This window comes from Bradyrhizobium sp. WSM1253 (assembly GCF_000244935.1).
GTDB lineage: Bacteria > Pseudomonadota > Alphaproteobacteria > Rhizobiales > Xanthobacteraceae > Bradyrhizobium > Bradyrhizobium canariense.
The window spans coordinates 60,606-74,164 of record NZ_JH600073.1; the positions used below are offsets into that span (position 1 = coordinate 60,606).

Annotated in this window: 14 protein-coding genes; 13 read left to right on the plus strand and 1 reads right to left on the minus strand. The window is 64.5% G+C overall.

Annotated elements, in window-relative coordinates; translation table 11 throughout:
• Positions 1 to 55: 55 nt before the first annotated feature.
• From BRA1253DRAFT_RS02135 to BRA1253DRAFT_RS02195, 13 genes are all read left to right on the plus strand, one after another.
• Positions 56 to 607, plus strand: a complete 552-nt coding sequence (locus BRA1253DRAFT_RS02135; RefSeq protein WP_007590616.1) for an NADPH-dependent FMN reductase — start codon at positions 56 to 58, stop codon at positions 605 to 607.
• Between the two features lie 236 nt (positions 608 to 843).
• Positions 844 to 1,161 (plus strand): septum formation initiator family protein, encoded by a 318-nt coding sequence (locus tag BRA1253DRAFT_RS02140; RefSeq protein WP_007590617.1) that lies wholly within the window; start codon positions 844 to 846, stop codon positions 1,159 to 1,161.
• Positions 1,162 to 1,328: 167 nt separating this feature from the next.
• Positions 1,329 to 2,291: a GAF domain-containing protein gene (locus BRA1253DRAFT_RS02145; RefSeq protein ID WP_007590618.1), complete on the plus strand. Its 963-nt coding sequence runs from the start codon at positions 1,329 to 1,331 to the stop codon at positions 2,289 to 2,291.
• A 294-nt stretch (positions 2,292 to 2,585) separates the two neighbouring features.
• Entirely contained in the window at positions 2,586 to 4,103 is a 1,518-nt protein-coding gene (gene adh, locus BRA1253DRAFT_RS02150; protein WP_007590619.1) for an aldehyde dehydrogenase, read from the plus strand.
• Positions 4,104 to 4,370: 267 nt separating this feature from the next.
• Positions 4,371 to 5,393 carry a pyruvate dehydrogenase (acetyl-transferring) E1 component subunit alpha gene (gene pdhA / locus BRA1253DRAFT_RS02155; RefSeq protein ID WP_007590620.1) on the plus strand — a complete coding sequence of 341 codons (1,023 nt, stop codon included), beginning with the start codon at positions 4,371 to 4,373 and terminating at the stop codon, positions 5,391 to 5,393.
• Positions 5,394 to 5,422: 29 nt separating this feature from the next.
• A complete protein-coding gene (locus BRA1253DRAFT_RS02160) occupies positions 5,423 to 6,805 on the plus strand; it encodes a pyruvate dehydrogenase complex E1 component subunit beta (protein WP_007590621.1) in 1,383 nt (460 codons plus the stop codon).
• Positions 6,806 to 6,808: 3 nt separating this feature from the next.
• Complete coding sequence (locus BRA1253DRAFT_RS02165) at positions 6,809 to 7,111, plus strand: DUF5076 domain-containing protein (protein ID WP_007590623.1); 303 nt, start codon at positions 6,809 to 6,811, stop codon at positions 7,109 to 7,111.
• Positions 7,112 to 7,113: 2 nt separating this feature from the next.
• Entirely contained in the window at positions 7,114 to 7,566 is a 453-nt protein-coding gene (locus BRA1253DRAFT_RS02170) for a nucleoside deaminase (protein ID WP_007590624.1), read from the plus strand.
• Between the two features lie 61 nt (positions 7,567 to 7,627).
• The gene (locus BRA1253DRAFT_RS02175; protein ID WP_007590625.1) at positions 7,628 to 8,977 is read left to right on the plus strand and encodes a pyruvate dehydrogenase complex dihydrolipoamide acetyltransferase; all 1,350 of its coding nucleotides are present in this window, start codon (positions 7,628 to 7,630) and stop codon (positions 8,975 to 8,977) included.
• A gap of 20 nt (positions 8,978 to 8,997) precedes the next feature.
• Positions 8,998 to 9,225, plus strand: a complete 228-nt coding sequence (locus BRA1253DRAFT_RS02180; RefSeq protein ID WP_007590626.1) for a hypothetical protein — start codon at positions 8,998 to 9,000, stop codon at positions 9,223 to 9,225.
• A gap of 17 nt (positions 9,226 to 9,242) precedes the next feature.
• Positions 9,243 to 10,661 carry a dihydrolipoyl dehydrogenase gene (gene lpdA, locus BRA1253DRAFT_RS02185; RefSeq protein WP_007590627.1) on the plus strand — a complete coding sequence of 473 codons (1,419 nt, stop codon included), beginning with the start codon at positions 9,243 to 9,245 and terminating at the stop codon, positions 10,659 to 10,661.
• Between the two features lie 130 nt (positions 10,662 to 10,791).
• On the plus strand, positions 10,792 to 12,033 hold the full coding sequence (locus tag BRA1253DRAFT_RS02190) for a threonine synthase (RefSeq protein WP_007590628.1): 1,242 nt from the start codon (positions 10,792 to 10,794) through the stop codon (positions 12,031 to 12,033).
• Between the two features lie 87 nt (positions 12,034 to 12,120).
• The gene (locus tag BRA1253DRAFT_RS02195) at positions 12,121 to 13,089 is read left to right on the plus strand and encodes a tripartite tricarboxylate transporter substrate binding protein BugD (RefSeq protein ID WP_007590629.1); all 969 of its coding nucleotides are present in this window, start codon (positions 12,121 to 12,123) and stop codon (positions 13,087 to 13,089) included.
• 32 nt (positions 13,090 to 13,121) lie between these two features.
• On the opposite strand, the gene BRA1253DRAFT_RS02200 is transcribed toward BRA1253DRAFT_RS02195, so the two are convergent.
• Positions 13,122 to 13,508, minus strand: coding sequence for a response regulator transcription factor (locus BRA1253DRAFT_RS02200; protein ID WP_007590630.1), 387 nt, complete (start codon positions 13,506 to 13,508; stop codon positions 13,122 to 13,124).
• Positions 13,509 to 13,559: the final 51 nt, after the last annotated feature.

Genomic DNA, 13,559 nt, shown 5'->3' on the forward strand with positions numbered 1-13,559 from the left:
CGGGATCGCTTAAGTGCCGCCCCGGCACTCCCGCTGAAGATTTCAAGGACACTCCATGGCCTACAATATTGTCACGATCGCCGGCAGCCTGCGCAAGGACAGCTTTTCGCTGAAGATCGCCCATGCGCTCGCCAAGCTCGCGCCGGCCTCGCTCAAGCTCGAGGTCATCACGCCGGCCGGCATCTCGTTCTTCAATCAGGACCTCGAGGGCGCGCCGCCGGCCGACTGGCTGTCTTTTCGCGAAAAGATCCAGAAGTCGGACGGCGTCATCTTCGTCACGCCGGAATACAATCGGGCGATCCCGGGCGTGCTGAAGAACGCCATCGACGTCGCCTCGCGGCCCTATGGCAAGAGCTCGTTCAACGGCAAGCCGGTCGGCATCATCGCGAACTCGCCGGGCCCGCTCGGCGGCGTCAGCGCCGCCAAGACGCTGCAGAACATCCTGCCGGGCATTTCCGGCCCGATCATGCAGCAGCCGGAGGCCTATTTGAACGGAGTGGGCGACGCGTTCGACGCTGAGGGCAACCTGACCAAGGAGTCCCTGAAGCCCGTGCTCCAGGCCTATATCGACGCGTTTGCGGTGCACGTCGCGAAGCATCACGGCTGAGGCCAAATCGCCCGCAGCCACAGCATAGGCCCTCATCCTGAGGAGAACGCGAAGCGTTCGTCTCGAAGGATGGCTCCGGGAAACTGCCGTGCCTTCATGGTTCTCGCGGCGATGCGAAGCATCGTCCGCGAGACGGCGCTTTGCGCCTCCTCGCCATGAGGGTCCGCTAGCGTCGCGCGCGGGGCCAGCGGCCGGAAATTAGCACGCCCTTAACCAACCTGTCCCATCTTCCCAAGATGGTCTCCCGCGCGCGCCTGAAATCGATCCTGACCGGTCTTGCCCTCTATGCGATGGCGGCTGCCATCGTCGGTTATTTCGGTGTCAACGCCTATACCGGCAAATACGGCCTCAACGCCCGCCAGGAGCTCGACCAGGAGATCGTGGCGCTGACCAGCGAGCTGGCTCAGCTCAAGCGCGAGCGTGCCAGGAGCGAGCAGCGCGTTTCGCTGCTGCGCTCCGCGAAGATCGACCCCGACATGCTGGACGAGCGGGCGCGCTTCCAGCTCGACTACGTCAATCCGCGCGATCTCGTCCGGACGATCCCGGCGAACTAACCACTCTTCCTAAAGTTGAAGACTTCCAAGTTGAAGCCTGGAACCGGACTGCCGCCTTGACGGCAGCGCCGCAAAGGGCTCATGGCTGCCAGCGCCATGGCCAGGGTTGACGCAGATCAACCGGGCCGTGCCGGCACCGTTTAGATTGCCACCTGGAGGAAACAGTGATGAATGGGCAATCCCCCCGGCATCACGCGGCCCGTGTCGAGGCCGCCATTACGTCAGGCCAGGCGGCACGCTCGTCGCTTGTGGCCTCGTGGCGCCGTTCGTCCAGATTGCATCGTCTCGATCCCGCAGGCCGCAGCTCACCGAACCGGCTGAGCGAAGCCGAGTTGCACCACGCGCGCGAGCGCATCGCGCCGCTGCTCGCCGCTGCGCGAGGTGCAATGGACCGGCTCTACCAGGCGGTCGGCGCCAGCGGCTGCTGCGTGCTTCTCGCCGACGGCGAGGGCGTGCCGGTCGATCGCCGCGGCACCCCGGCGGACGATGCGACATTTCAGTCCTGGGGCCTCTGGACCGGCGCGCTTTGGAGCGAGGAGCATGAGGGCACCAACGGCATTGGTACCTGCCTCGTCGAGCAGCGCCCGCTGACGATCGACCGCGACCAGCATTTCTTCACCCGAAACACGCTTCTGAGCTGCACTGCCGTTCCGATCTACGACCATGAGGCTGCGTTCGCGGGCGTGCTCGACGTCTCCTCCTGCCGCGCCGACCGCACTGACTTGTTTTCCAATCTGATCGCGCTCGCGGCCGGCGAGGCGGCCAAGCGTATCGAGGCCGATCTGTTTCGCAGGGCCTTCGCCCACGCCCGCATCGTGCTGACGCAAGCTGCGGACGGCCAGTGCGGCGGCCTCGTTGCGGTCGATGCGGACGATCTCGTGATCGGCGCGACCAGGACTGCCCGGGCGGGACTGGGGCTCGCGCCGGGTCGGGCGTTGCGACCAGTGCCTGCGGCCGATCTCCTTGGCGGCGACACCGCGCGCGACCATCTTGCCGGCGGTCAACGCGCGGTGTTGCAGCGGGCTCTGCTCCGCGCCGGCGGCAATGTCTCGGCGGCCGCCAAGGCCCTCGGCGTCAGCCGCGCCACGCTGCACAGAAAGCTCAAGCGGTTCGAGCTGAACGCGCATTGAGCTGCTGGTAGATATTCATGGTGAGGAGACCGCGAAGCGGTCGTCACGAACCACAAGAGGCCCTGCTGTCACCACCAGCCATCCTTCGAGACGCGCGCACGAGCGCGCTCCTCAGGATGAGGTCAGTATGTGCGGCGGCATGACGTGCAGCCTCGACACCTGTCGCAGAACTGCGACAGGTCGGCTCCGTCATCGCTCCCATCAGGGCTGACAGAAGACGCCTCCCGGGACATCGTCGATGCAAGTCGCGACCACGCGACGAATTGCGCAAACAGCAAACATCGGGAGTGATCAATGAACAAGGTAGAATTCCTCAGCGTCACCAAAATTCCCTTCGCCGAACGCTACGACAATTTCATCGGCGGCAAGTTCGTCGCGCCGATCGCCGGCAAGTATTTCGACAATGCCTCGCCGGTGACGGGCCAGATCGTCTGCAAGATCGCGCGCTCCGACGCGCAGGACGTCGAAGCAGCCCTCGATGCAGCGCATGCCGCGAAGGCCGCCTGGGGCCGCACCAGCGTCGCCGAGCGCGCCGCGATGCTGAACCGGATCGCCGACCGCATGGAAGACAATCTCGAGCGTCTCGCCATCGCCGAGACCTGGGACAACGGCAAGCCGATCCGCGAGACCCGCGCCGCCGACCTGCCGCTGGCGATCGACCACTTCCGCTATTTCGCCGGCGCCATCCGCGCCCAGGAAGGCAGTCTCTCCGAGATCGATCACGACACCGTCGCCTATCATTTCCACGAACCGCTCGGCGTGGTCGGCCAGATCATTCCCTGGAACTTCCCGCTGCTGATGGCCTGCTGGAAGCTCGCGCCCGCGCTCGCCGCCGGCAATTGCGTTGTGCTCAAGCCGGCCGAGCAGACCCCGGCCTCGATCATGGTCTGGGCCGAGATCATCGGCGACATTCTGCCGCCCGGCGTCCTCAACATCGTCAACGGCTTTGGGCTGGAAGCCGGCAAGCCCCTGGCCTCGAGCCCGCGCATCGCCAAGATCGCCTTCACCGGCGAGACCACGACGGGCCGGCTGATCATGCAATATGCCAGCCAGAACCTCATTCCCGTCACGCTCGAGCTCGGCGGCAAGTCGCCCAACATCTTCTTCAGCGACGTCACCGCCGAAGACGACGATTTCTTCGACAAGGCGATCGAAGGTTTCGTCATGTTCGCGCTGAACCAGGGCGAGGTCTGCACCTGTCCGAGCCGGGCGCTGGTCCATGCCGATATCTATGACCGCTTCATGGATCGGGCGCTGAAGCGCGTCGCCGCGATCAAGCAGGGCGACCCGCGCGCGGCCGACACCATGATCGGTGCGCAGGCGTCGGGCGAGCAGCTCGCAAAAATCCTCTCCTACATCGACATCGGCAAGCAAGAGGGGGCAAAGGTGCTGGCCGGCGGCGGACGCGCCGAGCTCGGCGGCGATCTCGCCGGCGGCTTCTACGTCCAGCCGACCGTGTTCGAGGGCCACAACAAGATGCGCGTCTTCCAGGAGGAGATCTTCGGCCCCGTCGTTTCGGTCACGACCTTCAAGAGCGACGAAGAGGCGCTCGAGATCGCCAACGACACGCCCTATGGCCTGGGGGCCGGCGTCTGGAGCCGCGACGCCAACCGCTGCTATCGCTTCGGCCGGGCGATCCAGGCCGGCCGGGTCTGGACCAACTGCTACCATGCCTATCCCGCGCATGCGGCCTTCGGCGGCTACAAGCAGTCGGGCGTCGGGCGCGAGACCCACAAGATGATGCTCGATCACTACCAGCAGACCAAGAACCTGCTGGTCAGCTACAGCCCCAAGAAGCTCGGCTTCTTCTGATCGGGCGGGCGGAGAGGGCGGCGCCGTTCTGCGCCGCCCGTTCCAAATGTCGGGACCGCGTTGGCTCAACGTTGCTTGACGCGGCCACGAATCTGCGCGTGCGGCGACCGTGTCGATTTGTTGCCCGATCCGCGTCAAAGATTTTGCAATATTACGATCACGTTGCAGTGCGGCATAATGAAAGTCGTGCCATGCCGCCGCGGTGCTTTCCAAGGGCGTTTGACTTGGGTTAGAGAGGGCTGAAGTTTTCTCTGACCCGGAATTCCCATGGCCGCACCCAAGAAAGCCGCCGCAAGCACTGCACAGGACAAGACCGACGGCGGTTCGCCCCCGGAATTCACCAGAGAGCAGGAGCTCAAGGCGCTCCGCGACATGCTCCTGATCCGGCGGTTCGAGGAAAAGGCCGGCCAGCTCTACGGCATGGGCGCGATCGGCGGCTTCTGCCACCTTTATATCGGCCAGGAGGCCGTGGTGGTCGGGATGCAGATGGCCCTGAAGCCGGGCGATCAGGTCATCACCGGCTATCGCGATCACGGCCATATGCTCGCCACCGGCATGGAGGCCAACGGCGTCATGGCCGAGCTCACGGGCCGTCGCGGCGGCTATTCCAAGGGCAAGGGCGGCTCCATGCACATGTTCAGCAAGGAGAAGCACTTTTACGGCGGCCACGGCATCGTCGGCGCCCAGGTCTCGCTCGGCACCGGGCTCGCTTTCGCCAATCACTATCGCGACAACGACAATGTCAGCGTCACCTATTTCGGCGACGGTGCGGCCAACCAGGGCCAGGTCTATGAGAGCTTCAACATGGCGGAGCTCTGGAAGCTGCCGGTGATCTACGTCATCGAGAACAACCGCTACGCCATGGGCACTTCGGTCTCGCGCGCCTCGGCGCAGCAGGATTTCTCTAAGCGCGGCGCCTCCTTCAACATTCCCGGCCAGCAGGTCGACGGCATGGACGTCCGTGCCGTCAAGGCCGCCGGCGACGAAGCTGCGGCCTGGTGCCGCGCCGGCAAGGGACCCTTCATCCTGGAGATGCAGACCTACCGTTATCGCGGCCACTCGATGTCCGATCCCGCAAAGTACAGAACGCGCGAGGAGGTCGAGAAAGTCCGCCACGACCAGGATCCGATCGAGCAGGTGCGCAACCGCCTGTTGGCCGCCAAGGTCAGCGAGCAGGATCTGAAGGCGATCGACGCCGAGGTGCGCGACATCGTCAATGCGTCCGCCGATTTCGCCCAGCATGATCCCGAGCCGGATGCCGCCGAGCTCTGGACCGATATTTACCGCTGAACGCGCGCAAGCTTTCTTTTGGAGTCGATATGCCAATTCAAGTGCTGATGCCCGCGTTGTCGCCCACGATGGAGAAGGGCAACCTCTCCAAATGGCTGAAAAAAGAGGGTGAGACGATCAAGTCCGGCGACGTCATCGCCGAGATCGAGACAGACAAGGCGACCATGGAGGTCGAGGCGACCGATGAAGGTACGCTCGGCAAGATCCTGATCCCCGAGGGCACAGCCGACGTTGCCGTGAACACGCCGATTGCGACGATTCTCGCCGATGGCGAGAGTGCCGCCGATCTCGCCAAGGCGCCCGCTCCGCAGCAGAAGGCTGCCGAATCCGCAGCGCCCGCCGCTGCAAAAGCCGAAGCGCCAGCTCCCAAGGCTGCGCCGGCACCGCAGGCCGTCGCAGAGCCCGACCCGGAAGTGCCTGCCGGCACCGAGATGGTGACGCAGACCATCCGTGAAGCCCTGCGCGATGCCATGGCCGAAGAGATGCGCCGCGACGCCGACGTCTTCGTGATGGGCGAAGAGGTCGCCGAATACCAAGGCGCCTACAAGGTGACGCAAGGGCTGCTTCAGGAATTCGGCGCCAAGCGCGTGATCGACACGCCGATCACCGAGCACGGCTTTGCCGGCATTGGGGTCGGCGCCGCGATGAGCGGGTTGAAGCCGATCGTCGAGTTCATGACCTTCAACTTTGCCATGCAGGCAATCGACCAGATCATCAACTCCGCGGCAAAGACGCTCTACATGTCCGGCGGCCAGATGGGCTGCTCGATCGTGTTCCGCGGGCCTAACGGCGCCGCTTCCCGCGTGGCCGCCCAGCACAGCCAGGATTATTCGTCCTGGTATTCCAATGTCCCGGGCCTCAAGGTCGTCGCGCCGTTCTCGGCCGCTGATTACAAGGGCCTGCTCAAGGCTGCGATCCGCGATCCCAACCCGGTGATCTTCCTCGAGAACGAGATGCTCTACGGTCACACTGGCGAGGTGCCGAAGCTCGACGATTTCGTGATTCCGATCGGCAAGGCGCGCATCGTGCGCTCCGGCAGCCATGTCACGATCATCTCGTGGTCGAACGGCATGAGCTACGCGCTGAAGGCCGCCGACGAACTCGCCAAGGACGGCATCGAGGCCGAAGTGATCGATCTGCGCACGCTGCGCCCGATGGACACCGAGACGATCGTCAACTCGGTCAAGAAGACGGGACGTGCCGTCACGGTGGAAGAGGGCTGGGCCCAGAGCGGTGTCGGCGCCGAGATCGCCGCGCGGATCATGGAGTATGCCTTCGACTATCTGGATGCGCCTGTAGCCCGCGTCTCCGGCAAGGACGTGCCGATGCCCTATGCCGCGAACCTGGAAAAGCTCGCGCTGCCTTCGGCTGCCGAAGTGGTCGAGGCCGCCAAAGCCGTCTGCTACAGGTAGACCATGGCGGGTCCGAAGGAGCAGCCACTACCACCCGACGTTCTCGTCCGCGATGATGCGGTCGAGATCCTGCGCGTGTTCGTGCTGGACGGCGGGCTGTCGATGGCGTTTCAGCGGGCCTTCGACGAACCCGACATGTGGGGCCTGCTGCTCGTCGATCTCGCCCGTCACGCCGCGCGCGCCTATGCGCGCGAGAGCGAATACACCGAGGAGGACGCGCTGAACCGGATCATCGAGATGTTCCAGGCCGAGATCGAGCGTCCCACCGACACCGGCACCACGACGCCGCGCGGGAAGGGGCACTGACCGTGGCGATCGAATCCTATCATTTCGATTTCATGCTGGAGGCGATCCGCGAGGCGGAAGCCTCGATCGCGCAAGGCGGCCTGCCGATCGGCGCCGTGCTGACCCGCGACAACAAGGTCATCGCCCGCGGCCACAACAACCGCGTGCAGGAGAACAATCCGATCCTGCACGGCGAGATGAGTTGCCTGCGCGAGGCGGGTGCGATCTCGTTCCACGATACCGTCATGTACACGACGCTGTCGCCATGCGCGATGTGCGCCGGTGCGCTCGCGCTGTTCAAGGTCAAGCTCGTGGTGATCGGAGAGTCCGTCACCTTCGAAGGCTCCAAGGACATTCTCGACAAGTTCGGCATCCCGTGGATCGACCTTGCCGACGACCGCTCCATCACCATGATGAAGAATTGGCGTTCCATCCCGGCCAATGAGCGCCTGTGGCAGGGCGACATCGGCAACTAAACCTGGTCTGTTCGTCTCCGGTCCGGAGACGGATTTTTGCAAAGTTCTTCTTGAGGTCAGCATGCCCATCAACATCCTGATGCCCGCTCTTTCGCCGACGATGGAGAAGGGCAACCTCGCCAAGTGGCTGAAGAAGGAAGGCGACAAGGTCAAATCCGGCGACGTCATCGCCGAGATCGAGACCGACAAGGCGACCATGGAGGTCGAGGCCATCGACGAGGGCACGATCGCCAGGATCCTCGTGCCAGAGGGCACGCAGGACGTGCCGGTCAATGACGTGATCGCTGTGCTGGCCGGCGAGGGCGAGGACGTGAAGGCGGCAGGCGCCGCCAAGCCCAGCGCTTCGGCCGTGCCTCCGAAAGCTGCTGAAGCTCCCGCTGCTGCGCCGGCTGCTGCGCCTGCCGCGCCCAAGGCCGCGCCGGCGCCCGCCGCCGCACCTGCACCGCAGGCCGCAGCACCGGCTGCGCAGAGCAACGGCCACGCCGGCCGCGTGTTCTCCTCGCCGCTGGCGCGCCGGCTCGCCAAGGAAGCCGGCGTCGATGTTGCGATGGTGACCGGCACCGGCCCGCACGGCCGCGTCGTCGCGCGCGACGTGGAGCAGGCCAAGTCCGGCAAGGGCCTGAAGGCACCCGCGGCGGCGCCGTCGGGCGCGCCCTCGACCGCGCCGACCATGTCGGACAAGCAGATCCTGTCGCTGTTCGAACCCGGCTCCTACGAGGTCGTCCCGCATGACGGTATGCGCCGTACGATTGCGCAGCGCCTGACCGCGTCGATCCAGAACGTCCCGCACTTCTACCTCACCATCGACTGCGACATCGGCAAGCTGCTCGCCGCGCGCGAGGAGATCAATGCGGCTGCTCCCAAGGACAAGGAGAAGAAGCCGCTCTACAAGATCTCGGTCAACGACTTCGTCATCAAGGCGATGGCGGTGGCGCTGCAGAAGATCCCGAATTGCAATGTGAGCTGGACCGAATCCGGCATGGTCAAGCACCATCATTCCGACGTCGGCGTTGCGGTGGCGATGCCCGGCGGCCTGATCACGCCGATCATCCGCAAGGCCGAGACCAAGACGCTGTCGACCATCTCCAACGAGATGAAAGATTTTGCGACCCGCGCCCGCTCGCGCAAGCTGAAGCCCGAAGAATACCAGGGCGGCACGACGGCCGTCTCGAACCTCGGCATGTTCGGCATCAGCCACTTCACCGCCGTGATCAATCCGCCGCATGCCACCATCCTCGCAGTCGGCACCAGCGAGGAGCGGCCTGTGGTCCGCGGCGGCAAGATCGAGATCGCCAACATGATGAGCGTGACATTGTCGTGCGATCACCGCGCCATCGACGGCGCTCTCGGTGCCGAGCTGATCGGGGCCTTCAAGCAGCTGATCGAAAATCCCGTCATGATGATGGTGTAGCCCGGGGAGGCGCGGGGTGAATGCGGACGCGTTGGCCCTGGATCTCCTTGTTGCTCTCGGCTGTGGTTGCACTCAATCCGGTCGGGCTCGATATTCTGCATTCCGCGTTCTTTGCCGGCGAGCAGCTGGCACGGAGCATCGGCCAGGCGGTCATTATGATCGCGTTGGCTATCATGGCCGGCGCGATCCTGCTCGAATGGCTGGTCAGGGTTTTGATTTCCAGGCGCCGCGCCCGCGGCACCTCTTGAGTTGAACGGGAGCCGCCATGGCCGATACATCCTTCGACATCATCATCATCGGCTCCGGTCCCGGCGGCTATGTCACCGCTATCCGGGCCGCCCAGCTCGGCTTCAAGGTCGCGATTGTCGAGAAATCCTATCTCGGCGGCATCTGCCTGAACTGGGGCTGCATCCCGACCAAAGCGCTGCTGCGCTCCGCCGAGATCTACCACTACATGCAGCACGCCAAGGATTACGGCCTGTCGGCCGATAACGTCTCGTTCGATCCGAAGGCCGTGGTGCAGCGCTCGCGCGGCGTCTCGAAGCGGCTGAACGACGGCGTCGGCTTCCTCATGAAGAAGAACAAGGTGAGCGTGATCTGGGGCGCGGCTTCGATCGACGCGCCCGGCAAGGTGACGGTAAAGAAGTCCGACGTCGAGGGGCCCAAGGGCGCGCTCGGCGAGGGGGCTTATCAGGCCAAGCACATCATCGTCGCGACCGGAGCGCGGCCGCGGGTGCTGCCGGGACTCGAGCCCGACAAGAAGCTGATCTGGACCTACTTTGAAGCGATGGTGCCGGAGCGGATGCCGAAATCGCTGCTGGTGATGGGCTCGGGTGCGATCGGGATCGAGTTCGCATCGTTCTTCAAGACGATGGGGTCGGATGTCACGGTGGTCGAGGTGCTGCCGCAGATCCTGCCGGTCGAGGACGCGGAGATTGCCGGACTTGCCCGCAAGCGCCTCGAGAAGCAGGGCATCAAGATCCTCACCAACACGGGTGTGACGAAGCTCGAAAAGAAGAGCGACAGCGTGGTCGCGACGCTCGACGACGGCAAGGCGAAGCAGACCGCCGAGTTCGAGCGCGTGATCTCTGCCGTCGGCGTGGTCGGCAATATCGAGTATCTCGGCCTCGAAAAGCTCGGCGTCAAAACCGAGCGCGGCTGCATCGTGATCGACGGCTACGGCAAGACCAACGTTCCCGGCATCTATGCCATCGGTGACGTCGCGGGTCCCCCGATGCTGGCCCACAAGGCCGAGCATGAGGGCGTGATCTGCGTCGAGGCCATCAAGGGCCTGCATCCGCACCCCATGGACAAGCTGATGATCCCCGGCTGCACCTATTGCAACCCGCAGGTCGCCTCGGTCGGCCTGACCGAAGCCAAGGCCAAGGAGAATGGCCGCGAGATCCGCGTCGGCCGCTTTCCCTTTGTCGGCAACGGCAAGGCGATCGCGCTCGGCGAGGACCAGGGCATGGTCAAGGTCATCTTCGACAAGAAGACCGGTCAGCTGCTCGGCGCCCATATGGTCGGCGCGGAGGTCACCGAGCTGATCCAGGGCTACGTCGTCGCCATGAACCTGGAGACCACGGAAGAAGAGCTGATGCACACCGTGTTCCCGCATCCGACGCTGTCGGAGATGATGAAGGAAGCCGTGCTGGATGCGTATGGACGGGTGCTGAATCTTTGACGACCACTGCCGCCGTCATTGCGAGCGCAGCGAAGCAATCCAGAATCTTTCCGCAGCGGCAGTCTGGATTGCTTCGCTACGCTCGCAATGACGAGCAGTAGGGCCTGCAAAACAAGAAGGAAATCACCCCATGCAAGACAACGACAATCTCACCATCGAACGCCCGACCTTCGTCACCCATCTCGAATGCGCGATGGAGGGCGATCACTACGCCGCCGATCAGGTCCACAACCTCTCCAAGGCCGGCAAGCCCCTTTTGGTGCGCTACGACCTCGCCGGTGTGAAGAAGGCGCTGACCAAGGACGCGTTGGCGCAGCGCCCCGCCGACATGTGGCGCTACCGCGAGCTGCTGCCCGTGCGCAAATGCCAGGACATCGTCTCGCTCGGCGAAGTCACGACCCCGCTGATCCGCCTGCCCAAGCTCGGCGCAAAGCTCGGCGGCGGCGAGATCATCGTCAAGGACGAGGGGCGGCTGCCGACCGGCTCGTTCAAGGCGCGCGGCCTCGTGATGGCGGTGTCGATGGGCAAGGCGCTCGGCATCAAACACATGGCGATGCCGACCAACGGGAATGCCGGGGCGGCGCTCGCCGCTTACGCCACAAGCTGTGGCATCAAGACCACGATTTTCTGTCCGGCCGATACGCCCGAGGTGAACGTCAGCGAGATCGAGCTTCAGGGCGCGACCGTCTATCGCGTCAACGGCTATATCGACGATTGCGGCAAGATCGTCGGCGAGGGCAAGACGAAAGTCGGCTGGTTCGACACCTCGACCTTGAAGGAGCCGTACCGGATCGAAGGCAAGAAGACGATGGGGCTGGAACTCGCCGAGCAGCTCGGCTGGGACGTGCCCGACGTGATCTTCTATCCGACCGGCGGCGGCACCGGCCTGATCGGCATGTGGAAGGCCTTCGACGAGCTCGAAAAGATCGGCTTCATCGGAAGCAAGCGCCCGCGCATGGTCGCGGTGCAGGCCTCCGGCTGCGCGCCGATGGTGCGCGCGTACGAAGCGGGCACCGAGCATGCCACACGCTGGGAGGACGCCCACACCATCGCGTCAGGCATTCGCGTGCCGCAGGCGATCGGCGACTTTCTCATTTTGCGCGCGGTGCGCGAGAGCAAGGGCTTTGCCATTGCAGTCGACGACGACAAGATCTCTGCCGCGCTGAACGAGGTCGCGCGCGAGGAGGGGCTGTTGCTCTGCCCTGAAGGTGCTGCGACCTACGCCGCCTACAAGGACAGCCTCGCCGACGGCCGCGTCTCGAAGGGTGACCGCGTGATGCTGTTCAACTGCGCCACCGGCCTGAAATACCCGCTGCCGCCGGTCACCCGCACGCTCGATCGCCACAAGCCGATCGACTATTCGCAGTTCTAGCGCGGCATTTCGTCCCTTCACGAACGATCCCTCTTCCCGTACGCGGGAAGAGACAAAAACAACAATGACATTGCTGGGGAGAACACAATGAAGGCCGCCTGGGCTGCGCTGATTGCTATTCTCGCTCTTGCAGGGGTCGCGCGCGCCGACGATTATCCTTCCCGTCCTATCACCATCATCGTGCCCTTCGCCGCCGGCGGTCCGTCAGATGCGATGGCACGAGTGCTTGCCGAGCGGATGCGGACGGCGCTCGGCCAGCCGCTGGTGATCGAGAACGTCACTGGCGCGGGCGGCTCGATCGGCGTCGGCCGTGCCGTGCATTCGGCCCCCGACGGCTACACGATCTCGTTCGGCCATCTCGGCACCCACGTTGCCAACGGCGCCGTCTACAAGCTCAATTACGACCTGGTCGCGGACCTCGAGCCGGTGGTGCTGCTGCCGAGCAATCCGATGATCGTCGTCAGCAAGAACGCGGTGCCCGCGACCTCGCTGAAGGAGCTGCTGGACTGGCTGAAGTCGCGGCCTTCGCCGCCGACCGCCGGCACCGCCGGCGCGGGCTCGGGCAGCCACATCGCCGGGGTCTATTTCGAGAGCGTCAGCGGCATCAAGCTGCAATACGTGCCGTATCGCGGCACCGCGCCCGCCCTGAACGATCTCATCGCTGGCCAGATCGACGTCATCGTCGACCAGACCTCGAACTCCATCAACCAGGTCCGCGCCGGCACCATCCGCGCCTATGCCGTCACCGATGACAAACGCCTCGCGTCGGCGCCCGACGTCCCGACGGCGGAGGAGGCGGGCCTGAAGGGTTTCAACATGACGCTCTGGTCCGGCATGTGGGTGCCCAAGGGCACGCCGAAGGCGATCGTCACCAAACTCAATGCCGCAGCCGTGGAAGCGCTGAACGATCCCGGCGTGAAGAAGCAGCTCGAAAGCCAGGGGTTGGAGATGACACCGCAGGATCAGCTCACGCCCGAAGCCCTCGGCGCGCGCCAGAAGGCGGAGATCGCGAAGTGGTGGCCGATCATCAAGGCGGCGAACATCAAGGTGGAGTGAGCGCCGTGTCGCCAGGGCTCGGCGCCGGCGTATCACGTCTCGGTTTGATCGGGGCCGGGCAGGGCCATCCGCAGACATTCAAGCAGAGCGGGCGTGGAGAACGGCTTCGCGAGAAAGCAGATAGCGCCCGCTTTCAGCGCGCGGTCGCGCACGGCATCGTCGGGAAAAGCCGTCATGAAGATGAAGGGCGTGTGGTGGCCGAGGCTGCGCATGTGCGTCAAGAGCTCAAGGCCGCCCATCAACGACATCTGCACATCCGCGATCACGCAGGACGTCGTCTTCAGTTCGGCCGATTGAAGAAATTCGTCAGCGGAGCGAAAGATGTTGACCGTGTATCCCCGCGACGTCAGCAGATTATTGGTCGCAAGGCGGACTGATCGATCATCGTCAATGACGGAAATGGCCAAGGGGATTGACAAGATGATCGCTCCTGATCGGGGAGCCGCCGATCACGGTGCCGCGCTTGGCGA